Raw genomic sequence first — 19,919 nt, forward strand, 5'->3', positions numbered from 1 at the left:
CGACTCAGGCCCAGCTGAGCACCGGCCAGCCCCGGGCCTCGGCCTGTTCGCGCAGCAGCGGATCGGGATTGACCACGTGCGGATGCGCCACCTGTTCGAGCAGCGGCAGGTCGTTGATCGAGTCGGAGTAGAAGTGCGCGCCGTCCAGCGACTCGCCTGCCGCTTCGGCCCACTCGCGTAACCGCGTCACCTTGCCTTCACGGTAGGTCAGCACGCCACGGGTGTTGCCGCTGTAGAAGCCGTGCTGCTCTTCCAGCTGGATGGCCAAAACCTCGTTGATTCCGAGCCGCTCGGCAACCGCGCCGACGAGGAACTCCGCCGACGCGGAAATCACCAGAATGCGGTCGCCGGCTTTGCGATGTTCGGCGATATGGCGCATGGCGTCGCTGTAGATCAGCGGCTCGATCACGTCCTCGACGAAGGGCCCAACGATGTGGTCGACCTCTTCGGCCGTGCGGCCGACCAGCGGCGCCAGGCTGAACGTCATGTAGTCCTCCATCGCCAGCCGACCGAAGGCGTACTCGGCCATCAGCTCGGCATCCTTGCGCAGGAAGGATTCCCCATCCACCCAGCCGATCTTGGCCATTTCATGGGACCAAAGACTGGCGCAGTCGCCGTCGATCAGGGTTTCGTCCAGGTCGAAAATTGCCAGGGCCATCAAGCCACCTCGTGAATTGCGCAAGCGTCGATGGTAAGGCTTACCTGACGACCCTGGGGATAGAGATCGGCCGAGGAGCGGTTGAGCACGTCGACCAAGAGTTCGACGTCGCGCGCTTCGACGCGGTAACGGATCACGTTGCCGAGCAGGCTATGGCTCTTGATCACGGCTGCAATGCCGGTGTTGCCTTCGGTTGTGTTGAGCAAGGCGATGGCTTCAGGCCGAATCGCCACCTGTACATTGACCGGACGTTGCAGCAGGCGGGTGGCGACTTCGGCGGAGAGCAGGTTGTAGTTGCCGATGAAACCGGCGGCGAAGGCGTCCACCGGTGCGGTGTAGAGGGTTTCGGCATCGGCGCTCTGGACGATGCGGCCGGCATTCATCAGCAGGATGCGGTCGGAAAGCGTCAGCGCCTCTTCCTGGTCATGGGTGACGAAAATGGTCGTCAGTCCCAGCTCCTGCTGGATCGTGCGGATCTGTTCGCGAAGGTGCTTGCGGATGCGGGCGTCCAACGCCGATAGCGGCTCATCGAGCAACAGCAGGCGAGGGCGCGTGACCAACGAGCGCGCCAGAGCGACACGCTGACATTGGCCGCCTGAGAGTTGGCTGGGGTAGCGCCGCGCGTAATCGTTGAGCTCGACCATCTCCAGCACCTCGGCGACCCGTCGCGCGCTGTCGTCCCGGGCGATTTTCTGCATGCGCAGGCCGAAGGCGACGTTCTGCTCCACGGTCATGTTGGGGAACAGCGCGTAGCTCTGGAATACCATGCCGATCTGGCGCTTTTGCGGCGCCAGCGGCACCAGATCCTCGCCATCGAGCAGAATCAGCCCGCCGTCTACCTCGGTCAGCCCGGCGATGCAGCGCAGCAGGGTGGATTTGCCGCAACCGGACGGGCCGAGCAGAGTGATCAGCTCACCCTTGGTGATCTCGCAGTGGATGTCGCTGAAGACCTGGGTCTCACCAAAGGATTTGTGCAGGCCGCGAATGGAAAGGTAGCTCATGAGGGTTCCTGTCTCGAAGTGCCGCTGCGGTGGCATGGATCGGTTTGAAGAAGCTCGACCTGGCGAGACACGCACGTCAGGCTCGGCCGCACAGCCTTACCAAACGACCTACGCGCTCAGGCGGTACGCTCTCGATTCAACCGGGTCGCCGCCCAGGTAAACACCAGTACGAAGAAGAAGTAGGAGATCACCAGCGCGCTATTGAAGTGACCGCTGCTGTTTTTCATGTTGTTCAGGTAAACCTGCAGGGTCTCGTAGCGCGTGCCCACCAAAAGATTGGCAAAGACGAACTCACCGAACAGAAACGAGAACGACAGGAACAGCGACACCATCAGGCCCTTGCGCAGGTTCGGCAGCACTACCAGGAACGCTGCCTTCCAGGTACTGGCGCCGAGCAGGTGGGCGGCGTCCATCAAGTCGCGCAGGTTGATTGCCTGCAGGTTGTTGCTGATCGCGCGGTACATGAAGGGCAGGGTGATGGTGAAGTAGGCGCCGATCAGTATCCACGGCGTACCGACCATCGCCAGCGGCCCGGAGCCGTACAGCTGCAGCAGCCCGACCGAGGACACCACCGGCGGTACCGCGAAGGGCAGCAGGATCAGGATGTTCATCAGACCGTCGAGTTTCGGAAAGTGGTAGTGCACCACGAACAGCAGCGGCAGGATCAGCACCAGCGCCAGCGCCAGGGCACCAAAGCAGACCAGCAGGGACTGACCGAAGGCGCGCAGGAAGCGTTCGTCGCTCCACAGCTGCAGGTACCAGTCGAGGGTCAGGCCGTCCGGCAGGATGGTCGCTGACCAACTGCTGGCGATCGAATAGAAAAAGGTCGCTGCCAATGGCAGCAGCAGGATCAGGAACAGCAACCACACCACGATGCGGTGGTAGAGCTGGCCGCGCCGGGCTTCAGCGGCTCGCATGGTAGCTCCTCTTCAGCAGCAGCTGGTGCGCCACGGTAATCACTGCCATCAGCCCGACCAGCACCATCGCCAGCGCACTGGCCATGTGCGGATCCAGCGAGATATCCCCGGAAATCATCGCCGCGATGCGGATCGGCAAGACGTTGAAGTTGCCCGTGGTGAGGTAATAGACGGTGGCATAGGCGCCCAGCGCGTTGGCCAGCAGGATGACGAAAGTACCGAGCAACGCGGGCGTCAGCACCGGCAGGCCGATGTAGCGCCAGTAGCTCCAGGTTCCCGCGCCCAGCAAGGATGCCGACTCGCGCCAGTCTTCGCGCAGCGCGTCGAACGCGGGATAGAGCAGCAACACGCCCAGCGGAATCTGGAAATAGGTGTAGAGCACGATCAGGCCGGTCTTGGAGTAGAGGTTGAAGTCCTCGATGATCCCGGCCTGCTTGAGCAGGATGGTCAGCGCCCCGTTGAAGCCGAGCAGGATGACGAACGCAAAGGCCAAGGGTACGCCCGCGAAGTTGCTGGTCATGTTGGAAAAAGCCATGACGAAGTCGCGCAGTTTGGAGTCGACCTGACGCAACGAGTAACTCCCCAGAATCGCGATGACGATGCCGAACAGGCTCGACCAGAAGGCGATCTGCAGGCTGTGCTTGATCGCTTGCAGGTAGAACTTCGAGCCGAAGATCTTCTGAAAATTGGCCAGTCCCCAGCCCTCGGGCGTGTTCAGGCTGTTGACCGTCACCCACAGCAGCGGGGCGATCTGGAAGGCGAAGAAGAACAGCGCGAAGGGCAGCAGGCAGAGCAGCGCCAGCTGTTTGCCACGAGCAGGTCTGCGACCCACCGCGGCCGGAGCGGCATGGTCGCGTATGGCCGCGGTCTTGAGGTTGTTCTCCAGTGGCGCGGTCATTTCAGCAGCTCCCGGCACGCGGGCTTGTCATGCGCTACGCCAAGCAGCTCGCACAGCGTGCCGCACAGCTCGGTCTGTTTCGGGCGCGCGGCGGTATCGAGGCTGAATGCCGAGCCGAGAACGAACAGCGGCACTTCGCGCTCCTCCGGCAGCAGGCCATTGTGGGAGCGATCGTTGTTCATACCGTGGTCGGCTGTGACCAGCACCTGATAGCCGTCATCCAGCCAACGCTGCAGGTACTCCGCTAACAGAACGTCGGCACGGCGCGCCGCGTTGCGGTACTGAGACGAATCCAGGCCGTGCCTGTGGCCGGCGTCGTCGATGTTCATCGGGTGCACCAGCAGGAAGTCGGGGCGATGCCGCAGCCGCAGACCTTCCGCGTCGGCAAGCAGGTGTGAGTCGGGGTAATGGTCTTCGTAGTAAAAATGCCCGTGCTGGATCGGCAGCTCGGGGGTCTCGCTGTGACGGTCGCGCGCGGCGTGGAACGGCGCGCGGTTATAGAGCTCGCTGACCCAGTGATAGGCCGCAGCCGCCGTGGTCAGCCCCGCCTTGCGAGCGTAGTGGAAAACGCTGCGCTCGTTGGACAGCCGCACCACATCGTTATGCACGATGCCGCTCTCGATGGGTGGCACGCCGGTCAGGATGCACTCGTACAACGGCCGGGACAGGGCCGGCAGTTCGCACTGCAGCCGGTACAGGGCGCCGCGCCCGGCCATGCAATAGGCCTGCAGGTGCCCGAGGGCGTGCTCGGCCACCTCGTAGCTGAGGCCGTCAAGGATGACGAGGATGGCTTTGCCCATGCTTGCGTTTCCTGCCGGTTGCCTGCTGTAGAGAGAACGCTTTCGGGTCATCGCTCGCGAGTGCCGCTCTTCGAGCGCACTCGCGAGCTGACCTGTTCCTTGGTGCCGCTGGCTTCCCGCCTCCGGTCATTCCATCTCGATGATCACGTTTTCCTGCCACTGCTGCGGCAGAGCCTTGGAGGTGGCTTCCCAAGCCTCTGCGTCCTTGATGGGCCGGACCTTGGCGTACTGCTCGTTGGGCAGCAGTTTCGCCTGCACCTCGGCCGGCAGGGTCAGATGCTCGGCACGAATTGGCCTTGCGTTGCCCTTGGCAAGGTTGATCTGCCCGGCGTCGGACAGGATGTACTCACGCGCCAGCTTGGCGGCGTTGGGGTGCTTGGCCCACTTGTTGATGATGGTCGTGTAGCCGGAAATCACCGAACCATCAGAGGGAATCAGCACTTCGAAGCGGCTCGGGTCGATCTGGTCGCGGTAGGACAGGCCGTTGAAGTCCCAAACCACACCGACTTCCACTTCGCCGCGCTCCAGCGTCTGGATCGTCGGGTTCGACAGGGACAGGCGGCCCTGCTTGGCGATCTCGGCAAAATAGTCCAGGCCCGGCTGGATGTTCGTCTCGTCACCGCCGTTGGCGATGGCGGCTGCCAGCACACCGTTCACGGCCTGGGCGGCGGCGCTGACGTCACCGATGGCGACCTTGTACTTGCCGTTCTTGAGCTCGGCCCAGGACGTCGGTGCCTCCTTGACTAGCTGCTTGTTAACGATAAAGGCAATCGAGCCGGTGTAGGCCAGCAGCCAGTGGCCGTCCTTGTCCTTGGCCCAGTCGGGGACTTGGTCCCAAGTGCTCGGCTTGTAGGCTTGCGTCACGCCCTGCTGAACAGCGATGGGCCCGAACGCGGCACCGACGTCGCCGATGTCGGCCGTGGCGTTATCCTTTTCCGCAGCGAACTTGGCGATCTCCTGGGCCGAGCTCATGTCGGTATCCATGTGCTTGAGGCCGTATTTGTTCTGCAGATCCTGCCAGGTGTCTTTCCAGTTGGCCCAGCTGTCCGGCATGCCGACGCTGTTGACCTCACCTTCTGCGCGCGCCGCCTCTTCGAGGCCTTTCAGGTCCGTTTGTGCGGCGTTCGCCGATGTCGCCAGGGCAATCGCCGATCCCAGCAGTGATGCCAGCAGCAGTCGTTTCATCAGAAGCTCCTTTCGCAGGTCGTTGGTCTACATCAGCACGATTTCGAGCCAATCTAGGGGATGCAAATGACAATTTGATGTCGTTGCCTCCGCCGCCGCCCGGTGGAGCGACACCGCGACAGGAGTGCCGTAGCAAGCCTAGCTCAGGCTGAAAACCTTGCCTGGCGTGGGCTGATGAAATTCGCCGATACGCTTGAACGGTTCGAAGTAACCGCGGCGGGCTGCGTTTTTCTGTGCCAATGTCATGCGGCGGTCATTTGGCTTGCCTAGCCTGAACGGTGTTTACGGTCGAGATAACGAGAGCAGAGGCTCTGTTCCAGTACTGGACTAGCCCAGCGGAGGAGATATTGATGCGCGACGAGGCACCTCGGGCGGTTACGGCGATCTGTCGATCACTGCAGGAGCAGATCGCCCATGGCTTGCTGCCGCCCAGCGGGCAACTGCCGTCCGAGCGCAAGCTCAGCGAGCTCTTCGCCACCACGCGCATCACCCTGCGAGAAGCCCTGGGCCAACTCGAGTCACAGGGGCTGATCTACCGTGAGGATCGCCGCGGCTGGTTCGTCTCGCCGCCTCGGATCGCCTACAACCCGCTGGTGCGTAGCCATTTCCACGCCATGGTTAACGAGCAAGGGCGAATTCCGGCGACCGAAGTCTTATCGGCGCGGTTGGTGCCCGCCGCCGCAGACATCTGCGCGCGCCTGGGATTGCCGGCGTTGTCCGGCGTCGTCCAGATCCGCCGAGCGCGGCGCATCGACGGTCGTCTGGTGCTCTACGTCGAACACTACCTGAACCCCAGCTATTTCCCGGGCATCCTCGACTTCGACCTGACCCGCTCGCTGACTGAGCTCTATGCCAGCGAATACGGCATCCATTACGGCCGCGTCCGCTTCGACATGGTCCCCACCGCCCTACACCCCGAAGCCGCCTCAACCCTGCGCACCGCCCCCGGCAGCCCAGCCCTACGCATCACCCGGCTCAACCGCGACCAGCACGATCGACTGATTGATTGCGACGTGGAGTACTGGCGGCACGATGCGATTCATGTGTGTGTGGAGGTGCCGGAGTGAGGGGCGAGGAACTTCAAGTCCTGCCGGGAAGATCTGGCGGTTCGGGGCCATACGCGTAGCCCCGGCGCTTACTCCGTAGCTGCCACGGGGACCTCTGGCTCTTCGCTGAATTTTGCCTGGTAGTAATCGAGCATGGTTCGGCCCTGGGCGTAGGCCTTGCGCACGGCTGCGCTTTCCTCGAGCAAGGCCTGGCTGGGCTTGGCGTATTGGTCGAGGGGCAGGGGCTTCGACCAGTCCAACACTTCCTGGGGGAACACGGCTTTAGGGCGGCGCTTGACCCATTGGGCGATATGGCAGGGCAAGGTCCAGCCACTGCAAAATTGGATCAGCAGAAAGCCGAAGGCATAGCGTATCCACCAGTGTTCCTTGCGATATACCTGACGGCACATTTGGAAGTAGGCCACGGTGCCTTCTTGGAATTCCTCATCCGACAACAAGGGCGTTGGCAGCGCTGCAGGCCCTTGCTCCATATAGACCCGAATGGCCTCCCATTCGCTAACTACCAAGCCCAGGTTGCCACCGGGAATGGTGACCCAATAGACGACACCTGTTTCGGCGTTACGCAGGCCGAGCATCAGGGCAAAGCTGGGCATCACCGCATACTGAGTGATAATGCGGCTGGCGGAGACGCAGGCGATCACCTCTTCCCAGGGGACATAAACGGGCTCCTCACCTCGAAACACCAGAGCGACTTCACGGCGCTGGCGGTTGAAGCGAATGGGAGAACGGGCGCTGATATTGCGGATGATGCGGAACATGTTGAATATAGCTAGAGAGACAATAAATCCGGTGAACCCCCACATATAAGGATTCACGGCATTCTCTAGTAGGGATATCCAAAAAGGCCATCCATAATAAAAAGATGTTGATGCCGAAAAAATATTGAATAAGGAAAAAAAAATGACCAAAGTCATGATTGAGCCAAAGTAGGAACGTGCGGCAAATTCAACGTTAGCCTGACCTGCTCCTATATCCAAAAATATCTCATTACTCTCCTGTTGTAATTGCTGACCACTGAGCGCCGGCATTCCAGTGGGCACTGGCTTGGGCGACAGGTAGAAGACTTCAGTACCATTTTCGCGCTCGAAATCTCCCGTATGGGGCAGGCGGTCATATTTATCCTGAGGCATGCAGGAACTCCGGGGTGATGGCGAGCCACTGAGGGGCTATGCGCGTTGGGCCAACTGCGGTCCAGCCTTTGATCGGCTCGCGCGCGGCACTCGGGTGCAACGGTACGGCATAGTACAGGTAAGCATCGTCGTGTTTGAGCGGCTTGTTGGCCAGCTCGGGTTGGACGGCCAGGCGCAAGCGTAAGTGCGACTGTGCGCCGACCCAGTCAGGCGAAATATCGAGGGCCAGGGTCAGCGGGTTATCACTGAGTAGGGTCAGGGAATTGCACACCTGTGCACCAACATCCTGCGCGGGCCAACCTCGTTGGTAGTCCCACTCGGCGGTCAGACGCAACGGGTGCTGACGCAAGCTGGCCAGGCTAATACCGGGCAGGCTGAGCACCAGGCGCCGAATCGGCTCGCCATCCAGCGGGCGCTTGAGCGTGCCTTTATCGCTGACCTGCGGGCGCATGGTGGCTTCGGCCAGCTTTTGCGCATGGGTGGGCCAGTCCCACCCCTGACTGTCCAGGCCCCAGCAGCAGCCCTGCATCCAGCGCTGTTGATCATCGAGATTGGCATAGTTGTAAAGCGCCTCGCCTCCAAACTGCAAAGCGGTGGCGGCCAGGCCCCAAGGCGTCAGGCGTGCGGAAAAACTCAGGAAGCGCACACCGCGCGTGGCCCAGGCACTGCCCATAACCGCGACACGCTGACCTGGGGCGGCGCGTGAGGCCTCCATCATCAGGCCGCCGAATTCGGCGAATGCCTTGGCCGTGATTGCCACGTTGACTGCGGTACTGCTCGTATCGCCGGCCAGAGCCATCAGAGCACCGGCCTGCTCGCTAGCCGTGCCCGTGCGCGTAGCATCCAGCCATTTATTCCAGTTGCTCCAAGACGTACCCGCAGAGGCCAGCAGGGCTAATGGAGAAATCACCACCCCCAGACCGAGTCCCAACTTGCCCAGCTTTACGGCGAATTGCATCCCTCCTTTTCCAGCTGAACTAGCCACGATAGATTTAAAAGCTCTATCCACCAGTGCGATATGTGCATTTTGATAGACCGAAAAGGCTGATGCTATTGGGGCCGATATGGCTCCAGCAAAAATAATCTTATCTTTTGCTGTAGCAGAGCCTTTTTGTGCGTGTGAAATCCACGTATCCCACGCATCCCCCAAATTCCGCGCCTGAAGAAACAGTGCCAGTAACGGCAACGCACTGCTTTTAACTGCGGCCATATGCCCCCCCGCCTCGCCGTAGGCGCCCAGCGGGCCCAAGCGCAGTCGGCGGATTTCTTCGTTAAGCAGGCTTTGCTGGGAGGCATCCAATTTAAGTTTGACGCCGACAAAGCCGACCTGGACGGTGCTGGTAACGATCACGCTGTCCTGGATCTGATTGACCAGCGCCATGCGCTGCTGGCGATTGATGGCCAATTGCTGATTGAGTTGCTGCCTCTGCACCTTGGCGTTTTGCCGTTCGGCCTCGCTTATCGTGCTCCGCTTGCTGTCGGTCTTGGCTTGGTCACGCTGGGCCTTCAATTGATCTTCGCTATCCATCAGCTGGATCAGGGTCGTCAGGCGCGACTTGAACAGGCTGACATCCTGTTCGGTGGCCACCTGCAAGTTGGCGCCGTGCGCCTTCAGCGCTGCCAAGTTGCCAAGGCGGTGCGCTCGGTTGCTGTAGGCGCCGAGCTTATCCAGGTGGGCTTTCAGGTCCGGGCTGTTCAGCTTGCTTTGCACGCCCGCCAGCCAATCCTGCAGGCGCAGCGCTACGGCTGGGGAATAGGCAGCGTTGGCGGCGTGGCTGGCCGCTTGGGCTGCCGCATTGAGGTCAAGGCTGTTGGTCCAATGGTTGCCCAGCAGGGTGTGGATTTCCTGCAGGCGAACCTGGGCATCGCCGAGGCTGCTTTTCAGGTTGCGTGCATCGTCGAGCCATTTGATTAGGTCCCCTGATTTGCCCGTCAGGAAATTCAAATCCAGCCGGCTGGCGAAGGCAGGCAGTATGTAATAGGGATATTTGTGGAAGTATTCGCCGACCGCCTTGAGGCTGTCTTCGGTACGACACAGGTCGCGCACGCAATTTTGCTCAATAATCAGAGCTTTCATCAGCTGGTCCGGCACTTGAGTGTCGAAGTACCAGGCGCTGCGGTGATATTCGGTTGCGGTGAACAGCTTGACGCGATCCTCTGTGATGCGGTCTAGGCGCGCATTCCAACGTTTTAGGTGAGCACGCTCCTGTTCGAGGTATTGCCGCATCTCCTTGTGGCGCACGAGGTCATGGATGCCTCGCGCGCCCAGGCCTTTGCCTTCCAGCGTGGCATCAGACTGGTCTTCTAGTGCTTCGATATCATCTTCCAGCTCGGCGTAGAGATCTTCACCTAATGCCTTCTGCATAGTCTGCTTCTTGGCCGCGACATCCGCCCTAGCAGCTCGCGTCTTGGCATCGAACCCTCGCCCTGGGTAATGAGCTGTCGCCGGGCTGCTGCTTTGAATGCCTTTGAGGTCATTGCGGGCGTTGAGGTAGTCGTAAATCGTCTGGCGCTGCGCGGGCGTGGTTTTTTCGAACAGAGCACCACGGGTGCCGGCACGCTTGGCCGTATCGTCGTTCACCACCATCAGGGTTTCGATGTAACTGCCGATGCTGTACTTGAGGTCGTTGCGGCTCTGCTGAATCCATTTTTCGATCCAGCCAACCACGGCGTCCTGTTCCTCCGCCAGATCCTGCATGACGCCCAGGCTGTCCTTGAATACCAGGTAAAGGTGGTCATGTTCGTAGATGGGGAGCAGTTGTTTCTTGACCAGGCCGATGGTGGTTTTTTTATACAGCGGGGCGCTTTCCCAAACGTAGTCTTGGCCTTCGTGCGGATTGGTACCCGGAGGCGGTGTGCTGCCAGACGGCTGCTCTGCCACTTCGGCCAACCACTTCTCAGCCTGCTGGCTGGTGAGCAGATGCTCTCCGCCATCAGCACAAGTCGCCCTGGAAAGATCCACCCGTTGCATGAAGTGCTCGCGTTCCTTACGGCTCTTCAACATCTGTGAGCACTTGAAGGCTGTCCACTGAACGTCTGAAAAGCTCACATGCAGCGTACTGCCACGTGCGAAAACCAGGCTGTTTTCCGCCAGCTGCCCCTGCCTCTTATCCTTTGCAGCCTCTGTACCCGTCCAAACGAATTTGCTTACGAGACCTTTTTCGACGCGGTATTCGTGCAGGTAGCCGGTTTCGTTTTCGATCACGTACAACCAGCCATCACGAATCAGGCGGATGCCCAGCGGCCTCGATTTGAGTCGATACGGCAGGCTCAGGGCCGCCGACGGGTCTAGACGCTCAACCAGGCCGTAACGCAGGGGCAATAGCTGCACCTTGTTCTTCATCAGCGGACAGGCCCCGATGGGGCTTTTGGCGTCGCTCTTGGTCTTGTCGGCCAAGTTGGGGTTCTTTGCAGTCATCAGGAAGTCCTTTTCGCTGACGAGGCGCGCGCATAGGCCAGATCCGCTGCCTGTTCGATCCGCTGAGTGGGTGCGAGCGAGGAAAATTGGTTCACCAGGCTGGCAATGTCCGGGTGCCTATCCAGCGCGTCGGCGCCCAGCAGTCCGAAGATATTGGCGTAGAGCGTGATGTCGTATTCGCTGTTGAAACCCAAGCTGTAGGCGCGTTCCGCCAGGGCGCGCAAATGTTGCCAACGCCGGGTTGGGTTCAGTGTGGATTGGTAATGGGGGAAATAGTCGCGCATGTGCCCGTCGAGGCTGATCAGGATGCCGCGAAAAGCCACATCACCAAGGCTGTCCAATTGCTTATCGGACAGTTGATAGGGGCGATCCTGTTGTGTGATGAACGTTGAGCTAGGCCGCTGATGTCGATGCCAGGCGCTTTCGGTGCGATCAGCAGCGACGATTTGCTCGATCGGGCCAAAAAACGTTGCATCGTTATCTTGTGTAGCTTGGTTCAGTAGGGCATGCATGACGGCTGGGTCGGCCAAACGCAGCAGCAACTTTTCTCCCGATGGATGACTGACGCAGACCAACCAGCGCAGGTGTTTTAGCAGCGCATCCCTATCGGCATGACTGAACAGCAGGAAGCCCCATTCTTCGTGGCTGTTTCTTTCAAATGCAGCCAGTGCCGTGTCGTGCTCCCCGCCAAGACGTACAAGGCAAGGCGAGACATCGCTCAACTCAGCCCATGGTGTTTCCAGATAAACGACGTCGAAGTCTGGCGACTCGGCCCATTCGTAGAGCCGCTTGGGCAGGTTTTTAACGCTAATACCGTCGAGTAGCAAGTAAGCCGGCGAGTCCCAGGGCAAGTCCGAGGGCAAACTAAGCGAATCATGGGTCGACATGAGCGGCCTCCTGCTTTGCAGCTTCGCAGATGGCACACAGAGGTTGCTTGCGCTGCAAGGCCTGCTTTTGTGCTTGAATCAACAGCCCACCGGCTTTATCTGCATCCGCCGATTTCACCGCGCCCGGCAATATCGGCGCCGCTCCAGTGCCGCTACCCGGACTACCACCCGAATTCACCCGGATCACCGGTCCCACCAGCGTCACGCCGCTGGCGTCGAGCTTGATAAAGCTACCTGCGGCCTTGAAGGTCAGTTCGCTGCCGGCTTCGAGGACGACCTTGAGGCCGCTGGAGAGGTGGATTTCGTTGCCGGCCTCGACGAACTGGCCGGTGCCGATCTTCAGGTGTTGGCTGTTGCCCACGATGAGGTGGTCGTTGGCGCGGATGTCGGTCTTGCGGTCGCCGTGGGTGGTGCGGTGTTCTTCGGCGCGGTATTCGCTGTAGCTGTTGGCCTCGACGGTGTCGTGGCGCTCGTGGCCGACGCGGATCTTCTGGTCGTGCTCGATGTTCTCGTCCCAGTCGCGCTGGGCGTGGATGTATATCTGTTCGGCGCCCTTGCGGTCTTCGATGCGCAGTTCGTTATACCCGCCACCACCGGGCGAGCTGAGCGTCTTGAAGACGGAGCGGGTCTTGTTCGCCGGCAGGTCGTAGGGCACGACGTGTTCGGCGTGGTGCAGGCAACCGGTGACCAGCGGCTTGTCGGGGTCGCCTTCGAGGAAGGTGACCAGCACCTCCATGCCGACACGCGGGATGGCGATGGCGCCGTAGCGGTCGCCGGCCCAGCTTGAGCTGACGCGCAACCAGCAACTGGTCTTGTCGTCGGCTTGGCCTTCCCTGTCCCAGAAAAACTGGACCTTGACCCGGCCGTACTTGTCGCAGTGGATCTCCTCGCCTGCAGGGCCGGTGACCACCGCGGTCTGGCTGCCCAGAATGCGGCGCTTGTGATGGCGCAGGGAGGGGCGATAGGGGACGGCCCACGGCGTTGCGGTGAAGCGGTTGCGGTAGCCCTGCTGGAACGAGTCGTCTGTTTCCCCTTCTCCCCGATGGGACGAGGCTGCCGACCGGCGTAGCGCCATATCACTGGTGATCGACTCTTCCAGCACCTGCGGTTGCTTGCCTTCGTGCAGCACCTCGGTGAGCAGCCAGAGCTGGTTCCAGTCGCTGCGGGGGTGCGCCTGGAGCGGGAGGAAGTGGCCGCTGGCGAGCCGAGGGTGGTCGCCGTCGCCCTCGGCCTGTTCGAAGTCGTGGCGGTGGCGTTCCACGGCGCGTCGGGACAGCTGCTTGCCGCGCTCGCGGTCGGTGAACCGGCCCGGGTAGTCGTAGTCCTCGAGGTCCGGCTGGCTGTTGCCTTGCGCCGTCGTTTCGAGCGTCAGGCGGGGCTTCTCGAAATCATAGTCGCGGCGGGTGATGCGGCCTGTGCGGGTTTCGAAGCGGACGCCGAAATGCTTGATGACGGTTTCGTCGGCGACCAGCCCGCTGTCCTGTTGGTAGGCGACTGGCTTGAGCGTCGGGAAGACCGTTTGGTCGTCGCCGAAAACCAGCACATGCCCGCTGGGGCTGTGCTGGAAGTGATAGTGAATGCCTTCTTCTTCGCAGAGGCGCTGGACGAAGTGCAGGTCGCTTTCGTCGTACTGCACGCAGTATTCGCGTTCGGGATAGACCACCGGCCCCAGATCGAACCGATGACCGTCGCCGGCGAGAATGCCGTGCGCCTCCAGCACCTGAGTAACGATCTGCGGCACCGAGCGGTGCTGGAAGATGCGCTGGTTGGTGCGGCGGGCCAGGTTGGCGAGGCGCGGCATGAGGACTACGTGATAGCGCGTCAGGCGCTTGCCGGATTCGCCTTGTGCGGCCTGGTGGATGTGCCCGTGTACGCCAGCGCCCTCGGTGTCGAACGAGAGGTAGGCCGAGCGCTGCAGCAGATCCTCGAGGTCCAGGTCGGGGCGCTCGCTGACCAGCTCCAGCTCGAAGCGGTAGGGCTCGCTGATGGCGTCGCGACCGGTAAAGGCGAGCACCTGCAGGTCGTGCGCTAAGCCTTCGACCTGCAGAGAAAAATGAGGTTGGTTGGCGGGGGCGAACATCCGTGTTCCTCCTGGTTCCGTCCTTGGGTGCGCCAGGGCGCGCGAGGGGCTCTGATGTACCACGCGCTGGCCGTCGTGCGGTGCGCTGGGTCGCGCATTGCGGTGCCGCGGTTCGGATTTGTACTACTGCTTCGCAAAAAGGCTTCGGCCGGGCGTGCCGGACCGAAGCCTTGGGTGCCGCGCGTCGCCTTGGTCTTAGCTGGCGATCGGGGCACGCCAGTCGTCGGAGCCGGAGGTGCCGGAGACTTCGTGGGTCCAGACGATCTTGCGGTAGGTGAAGTAGACGTCTTCCAGGTGGGTGAAGTGGGACATGTTCGGGTCCTGGCAGTTGGGCATGCGCGACTGCACATCGACGATGACCGCATCTTCCAGTTCGATGGTGAAGTAGTGCTCCTGGGTACCGGTGGACGAGGTGCGGTACCACTCCAGGCGGCACTTGTTCAGACGCTCGCCGGAGGTCAGGGCGTTGAAGATCAGCGGCGACGACTTGTCGAACACCTTAGTGATCATTAGCGGCTTGTGCACGCGCTGGCCGGTGGGCTGACCCGACTGCGGGTCGCGCGGGATGATGACCTGGTGCTGGAAGGCCTGCACCAGGATCTGGTCTTCGTGTCCTTCCTGGAAGATATTGCCGACCGAGTCCTCGGTGAAAGTGCCTGCGGTGATCAGGCCTTGCTTGGTGCCTTCGAGGGACAGATACGCGGGTGTTGGCATGAACGCTCTCCTTGCCTTGTTGAATGCCGGATTGGCCTCAACAGGAATACAAGCGGCGTGCCAGTCCAAAAAAATCATTTGTAAACAATAAGTTAGATAATTTCCGCGAGTTCATGATCACGCTGATGCGCGACTGCTCACATTTTGCTGAGCAACATTCTGCCTTGAGCTGTGCAAGTTGTTGCGCAGGTGATCGCCAGGCCAGTCGAGGCGGGGCATTGCACGTCGCGTCGGGTCGCTACAGCGGCCGTGCTGCGCAGCAATTTGCGCAGGCGTCCCGTCAGGATGAGCAACTGATTTCCAGGTGCTTGCCCCACTCCGGCGGGCGCTCGGCGTAACGCTCACGGCCGGGCTGCTCGTCAAAAGGGTGACTGAGCACGGCATGCAGGTCGCGTACCGGCGCGTAGTCGCCGGCTTCGGCCGCTGCGATCGCTTCCTGGGCGAGGTAGTTTCGCAGGATGAATTTCGGGTTGACGGCATGCATGCGTGTCCGGCGCGCCTCGGAATCCCCGTTCTCGCGATTGCTTCGGGCGCGGTAATCGGCGGCCCAGTCGTCGAAGGCGCGGATGTCGATGAAATCCTCGCGCAGGCGGGCCAGCGACTGCTCCGCCGGCCGGTCGCCCAGTTCACGAAAGAACCGGGTGTAGTCGATGGCGCTGCCCTGCATCAGTTGCAGCAAGCGTTGAATCAGCGCCTTGTCGCCGTCATCGGCCATCTCGAAGCCCAGGCGCTTTCGCATCAGGTCGAGCCATTCCCGTTCGTATGCCGGCAGGAATAATTCCATCGTATGGCGCAATTGCTCGACGTCGATGAAAGGCGTCAGCGCCTGGGCAAGGGCGGCGAGGTTCCAATGCGCGATGGGTACCTGGTTCTCGTAGGAATAGCGGCCGGCGTGGTCGGAGTGGTTGCAGATGAAGCGCGCGTCGAAATCGTCAAGAAAGGCGTAGGGCCCGAAGTCGAAGGTGATGCCAAGGATCGACATGTTGTCCGTGTTCATCACGCCGTGGCAGAAGCCGTAGGCCTGCCACCGGGCGACCAGCGCGGCGGTGCGCTCGAGTACCTGCTGAAAAAAAGCCTGGTAGGGTTCCGGGTGCTCCAGGCAATCAGCGAAGTGGCAGGCGATCACGTGGTCGAGCAGGAGCCGCAGTTCCTCGTGCTGACGGGTGTAGTAGAAGAACTCGAAATGGCCGAACCGCACATGGCTCGGGGCCAGGCGAAGCAGCATCGCGCCCTGTTCCGGGCGCTCGCGGTAGACGGGCGTGTCCGAGGCGGTGACGCACAGCGCCCGGGAACTGGGAATGCCCAGGGCATGCAGGTGCTCGCTGGCCAGGAATTCGCGAATCGAGGAACGCAACACGGCGCGCCCGTCGCCCATCCGTGAATAGGGCGTCAAGCCTGCGCCCTTCAGGTGCAGGTCCCAATGCTTACCGGCCTCATTGCGCACCTCGCCAAGCAGCAGGCCACGGCCATCGCCGAGACGCGGGTTGTAGCTGCCGAACTGGTGGCCGGAATAGACCATGGCGCGCGGCTCGGCGGTGCTCCAGAGCTTGTGGCCGGCGAAAAGCTCCGTAAACAACGGCTCGGCGGCCTGCTCCGGATCGAGATCGAGCAGAGCCATGGCTGCCTCGCTCGAGACGACCAATCGCGGGTTGTCCAGCGGGTGCGGTGTCACCTCGGTGGAGAACGCATCGCCCAGGCGGGCGAAGCGGTTGTCGAAGTCGAGTTCGGTGAGCGTCTTCACGAGGGCTCCGGCGTTATGAGCAATAGCGCCCAATTATGGGCGCATGAATTTGGAGGCCGCCGCGAGGGTGACGTTCCTCAGGCCTGACCGTCGGCGGGCGGCGTAGCTGGCCGGGGGGTGGCGCCGAGCTGCAGTACTTTGCCGTCGAGGTTTTTCAGGAACACGTCCACCTGGCGGAACGCAATGTTGATGCCGGCCTTGTTGAACTCGCGATCGATGTAGCGATTGATTTCGTCGGTCGCCGGGTTGCGGTCGCCCAGATCTCGCACATGGATGCGCAGTTCGTGGTCGAGTGTACTCTCGCCGAATGTGAGGAAAAAAACCTGCGGCTCCGGGTCTTTCAGCACTCGAGGGTTGTCCTGCGCGGCCTTGTAAAGCAGCGCTTTCACGCGCTCAAGATCCGAGCCGTAGGCCACGCCAACTCTAATCGTCACGCGCGTAACGGTATCGCTCAGGGACCAGTTCACTAACTGGCCAGTGATGAAGGTCTTGTTTGGGACGATGATGTCCTTGCGATCGAAATCAGTGATGGTAGTGGCGCGGATGCGGATGCGGCTTACCGTGCCGGAGAGGTTGCCGATGGTCACCACGTCGCCGATGCGCACCGGCCGCTCGAACAGGATGATCAGGCCGGAAATGAAGTTGGCGAAGATTTCCTGCATGCCGAAACCGAGGCCGACCGAGAGTGCCGCGACCAGCCATTGAAGCTTGTCCCAGCTGACGCCGAGCGTCGACAGGGTGGAGACGATGCCGATGCCGGCCAGAAAGTACGACAGCAGTGTCGTTGTGGCATAGGCACTGCCCTGCGCGAGGCGCATTTTGGATAGCACCACCACTTCCAGCAAGCCGGGCAGGTTGCGCGCCACGGCAATCGTGATGGCGACGATCAGCAGCGCGCCGAGCAGGTTGTTCAGCGTGATGGCGTTGGTTGCAGCCGTATCGCCCGAGCCACTGACGAATTCGTAGAGCACCACGTTATCCAGGTAGGACACGACGCTGATCAGATCCGACCAGACCCAGTAGAGCACCACGAAGAACAAGCCGAACATCGCCAGGCGGGTCAGACGCAGGGACTGTTGATTGACCTGCTCGATATCCAGCCCGGCCTCGCCGGCGGACTCGCTGGTATCCAACGTCTCTTCGGCCTGGGCCTCACGTTTGGCCAGGGCGCGTTGATAGGCGAGCCGCCGCGCCGCGACGGTCAGGCCGCGGATCAGCGTGGCCTCGATGACGATCCAGGCCAGCAACAAGTAGAGGGTGTCGATCAGGCGGCCGGTCAGCTTGAGCGCCGTGTAGTAGTAGCCGAAGCCCACCACCACGATCAATGCCAGCGGCAGGATGCTGAACAGCAGCCCGATAAAACGACGGAAGGGCGGTGCGTTGTGGCTCGATGGGCCTTTCAACAACAGCCGGGTCAGGCGCCAGCTCATCATGGCGAAACACACCAGCACCACGACGATCCCGATCACGTCATCAACGAGGCTCCCAGGTTGATGTTCTGCAATGGCCACGACCGCGACCAGCGCCATGACGACCAGACCCAGGCGGCGAATCTCGTTGCGCAGGAAGGTGACCTGCGGGCGGAACCAGCCGAAGTGCGTTTCCGCGACGCGGTTGGGTGAGAGCATCCGGTAGGCACTGTAGAACACCAGCCAGGCTTGCCCCATCTGGTAGAAAGCCGCGCCAAGGCTGATGTTCTGCCCCCGGCCGTCCATCTGAAGCAGGTAGCCGCACAGGGCGAGGAACAGTGCGCCAGGCAGCGCCAGCAACAGGTTCAGCAATAGGGCCAGAGGGGTGTGCAGCTGGCTGTCGTTGCGGAAATGCCCGATGTCTGCACTGAGCGAGTCGAGCTTGGCGTTGATCGCTTCGCGGCGCCACAGCAACAGGCCAATTAGCAGCAGAAGCGGGACGAAGAACAGGGGGCGCTCCAACAAACCTGCGCCGAGCGCTTCGAATACCGAGCTCCAGGGCATTGCACGCAGCTGACGATCGAGCAGGGTCGGGACGCTTTTGAACCAGTCCAGGTCGAGCGGTTTGTTGCTTGGGATCCAGAACATCTGCTCGTCCAACGTCTCACGCAAGGCCGCGGCCTTGGTCTGCAGTTGCCGTTGGTTGAGTTGCAGGGTGATGGATTCACTGAGCAGCGCATTGAGCGAATGATTGAGCCGGTCGAGCAATTCGCTGCGGGTGCGCACGAGCTCAGTGAGGGCGCTGCGCAGCTCCGGTGTGACCTCGCCTGCTGGTTGGCTGGCCAGTCGCTCCTCGACATAGCCCGCAATGTCGCCGGCCGTTTCGCGGCGCTGGTTGAGTTCGAACTGATACAGGCGAATGTCCGCAATCTCGTCGGCGAGATCCTTGTCTAGGCTCAGTTGCGGCAGGGCTTGTTTCTGCTGGTACAGGATCTTCGATAACAGTAGGCTGCCTTCGAGCACAGCGATCTGTTCTTCGAGTGCCTGATCTGCCTGGTTGAGGGTGTCGAGTTGTTGCCGGGTCTGCAGGTTTTGCTGGGTGAGGTCGTTAAGGCGCTCCGTAGCCCGCAGCAGGTAGCCCGATAGCTTGCGGTTCTCCTCGGTTTCGGCGGGTAGCAGCTTGTCCGACCCCGCCTTCTCGGCTTTCAACGAATACTGGGCGACCGTTTGTTCGGATTCCTCCCGGCGCTTGTTGTTGATTGCAGTCTGCAGCGCCATGGTCTCGCGTTCGGCACGGGCGATACGCTCGGAGAGCAAATCGCGTCGCGCTACGCCAAGGTCGAGCAAGAGGCTGTTGCCGGCAAGCTCGCTTCGGCGCAGCTCGATCTGTGCGATGAGCGATTCCTTTTCGACGTTCAACAGGGCCCGGCGCTCGTCGCTCATTGGCTTACCGTTTTCGCGGCCGCCCTTGAGCAGATTGTTGATTTCGTCGATGCGAGTCTGGAACTTGGCGATATCGGCCTGGGCTCGCTCGGGGCGGGTCTGGGCGCTGATGATCATGCTGTTGGCGGCCGTCAGTGCGGCCTGCCACGCGGACAGTTCGGCGACGCGTTCGTCCAGCCGTTGTTCAAGCGCGGGTACTTTCAATTTGGCCAGGTTGCCGGCCAGGTCCGTCGCGTCGCTGGCCTTGAGTTTCGCCAGATCGCGCTGCGATTCGCTGATCTCCTTGGGCGCGTTGGCCAGCTCGGCCTTCACTGAAGCCAGTCGCTTCGTGGCCGCCGCGGCCTGTTCCTCGAAGCCCTTGGCGCGCTCGCTGGCGCTCGGTTGGGCCGGCTTGGCTTCTTCTTCGGCAGGTTGGCTGCCGGTCAGGCCGGGTACGGATTGGGCGAAGCCCGATACGGGAACGAGGGCGAGCAGGGTCGCCAGGAGAAAGGTGCGCAAGGGAGCCATGGGTCGCATCGAGGTATGAAAAAAGAGTGCGAGTCTAAGGGCTGCGACAGGGCGAGGCGAGTCC

14 protein-coding genes are annotated in these 19,919 nt (G+C 61.5%); 1 reads left to right on the top strand and 13 read right to left on the bottom strand.

Annotated features, from left to right (window positions below):
• Positions 1–4: 4 nt before the first annotated feature.
• The 6 genes from M1D78_RS02040 to M1D78_RS02065 form a co-directional block, all read right to left on the bottom strand.
• Positions 5–658, bottom strand: coding sequence for an HAD family hydrolase (locus tag M1D78_RS02040; RefSeq protein ID WP_437422223.1), 654 nt, complete (start codon positions 656–658; stop codon positions 5–7).
• A complete protein-coding gene (locus M1D78_RS02045; RefSeq protein ID WP_437422222.1) occupies positions 658–1,659 on the bottom strand; it encodes an ABC transporter ATP-binding protein in 1,002 nt (333 codons plus the stop codon). Before M1D78_RS02045 ends, M1D78_RS02040 begins: the two co-directional genes overlap by 1 nt.
• 116 nt (positions 1,660–1,775) lie before the next feature.
• Positions 1,776–2,576 carry an ABC transporter permease gene (locus M1D78_RS02050; protein WP_437422221.1) on the bottom strand — a complete coding sequence of 267 codons (801 nt, stop codon included), beginning with the start codon at positions 2,574–2,576 and terminating at the stop codon, positions 1,776–1,778.
• Complete coding sequence (locus tag M1D78_RS02055; RefSeq protein ID WP_437422220.1) at positions 2,563–3,474, bottom strand: ABC transporter permease; 912 nt, start codon at positions 3,472–3,474, stop codon at positions 2,563–2,565. The genes M1D78_RS02050 and M1D78_RS02055 overlap by 14 nt, the downstream gene beginning before the upstream one ends.
• Positions 3,471–4,274: an alkaline phosphatase family protein gene (locus M1D78_RS02060; protein ID WP_437422219.1), complete on the bottom strand. Its 804-nt coding sequence runs from the start codon at positions 4,272–4,274 to the stop codon at positions 3,471–3,473. Before M1D78_RS02060 ends, M1D78_RS02055 begins: the two co-directional genes overlap by 4 nt.
• Positions 4,275–4,400: 126 nt before the next feature.
• Positions 4,401–5,459, bottom strand: coding sequence for an ABC transporter substrate-binding protein (locus M1D78_RS02065; protein ID WP_437422218.1), 1,059 nt, complete (start codon positions 5,457–5,459; stop codon positions 4,401–4,403).
• A gap of 350 nt (positions 5,460–5,809) precedes the next feature.
• Here M1D78_RS02065 and M1D78_RS02070 point away from each other — a divergent pair, with 350 nt between their 5' ends.
• Positions 5,810–6,526 (top strand): UTRA domain-containing protein, encoded by a 717-nt coding sequence (locus tag M1D78_RS02070; protein ID WP_437422217.1) that lies wholly within the window; start codon positions 5,810–5,812, stop codon positions 6,524–6,526.
• 68 nt (positions 6,527–6,594) lie between these two features.
• On the opposite strand, the gene M1D78_RS02075 is transcribed toward M1D78_RS02070, so the two are convergent.
• From M1D78_RS02075 to mscK, 7 genes are all read right to left on the bottom strand, one after another.
• Positions 6,595–7,656, bottom strand: a complete 1,062-nt coding sequence (locus M1D78_RS02075; protein ID WP_437422216.1) for a DUF6708 domain-containing protein — start codon at positions 7,654–7,656, stop codon at positions 6,595–6,597.
• Positions 7,643–11,074, bottom strand: a complete 3,432-nt coding sequence (locus M1D78_RS02080) for a toxin VasX (RefSeq protein WP_457933348.1) — start codon at positions 11,072–11,074, stop codon at positions 7,643–7,645. The genes M1D78_RS02075 and M1D78_RS02080 overlap by 14 nt, the downstream gene beginning before the upstream one ends.
• The gene (locus M1D78_RS02085) at positions 11,074–11,961 is read right to left on the bottom strand and encodes a DUF4123 domain-containing protein (protein WP_437422215.1); all 888 of its coding nucleotides are present in this window, start codon (positions 11,959–11,961) and stop codon (positions 11,074–11,076) included. Before M1D78_RS02085 ends, M1D78_RS02080 begins: the two co-directional genes overlap by 1 nt.
• Positions 11,948–14,041 (bottom strand): type VI secretion system Vgr family protein, encoded by a 2,094-nt coding sequence (gene tssI / locus M1D78_RS02090; RefSeq protein ID WP_437422214.1) that lies wholly within the window; start codon positions 14,039–14,041, stop codon positions 11,948–11,950. The genes M1D78_RS02085 and tssI overlap by 14 nt, the downstream gene beginning before the upstream one ends.
• 195 nt (positions 14,042–14,236) lie before the next feature.
• A complete protein-coding gene (locus M1D78_RS02095) occupies positions 14,237–14,755 on the bottom strand; it encodes an Hcp family type VI secretion system effector (protein ID WP_217476091.1) in 519 nt (172 codons plus the stop codon).
• A 280-nt stretch (positions 14,756–15,035) separates the two neighbouring features.
• Entirely contained in the window at positions 15,036–16,496 is a 1,461-nt protein-coding gene (gene selO, locus M1D78_RS02100; RefSeq protein WP_437422213.1) for a protein adenylyltransferase SelO, read from the bottom strand.
• A gap of 77 nt (positions 16,497–16,573) precedes the next feature.
• Positions 16,574–19,855: a mechanosensitive channel MscK gene (mscK, locus tag M1D78_RS02105; protein WP_437422212.1), complete on the bottom strand. Its 3,282-nt coding sequence runs from the start codon at positions 19,853–19,855 to the stop codon at positions 16,574–16,576.
• Between the last annotated feature and the right edge of the window lie 64 nt (positions 19,856–19,919).

The organism is Pseudomonas sp. SA195 (genome assembly GCF_054131565.1).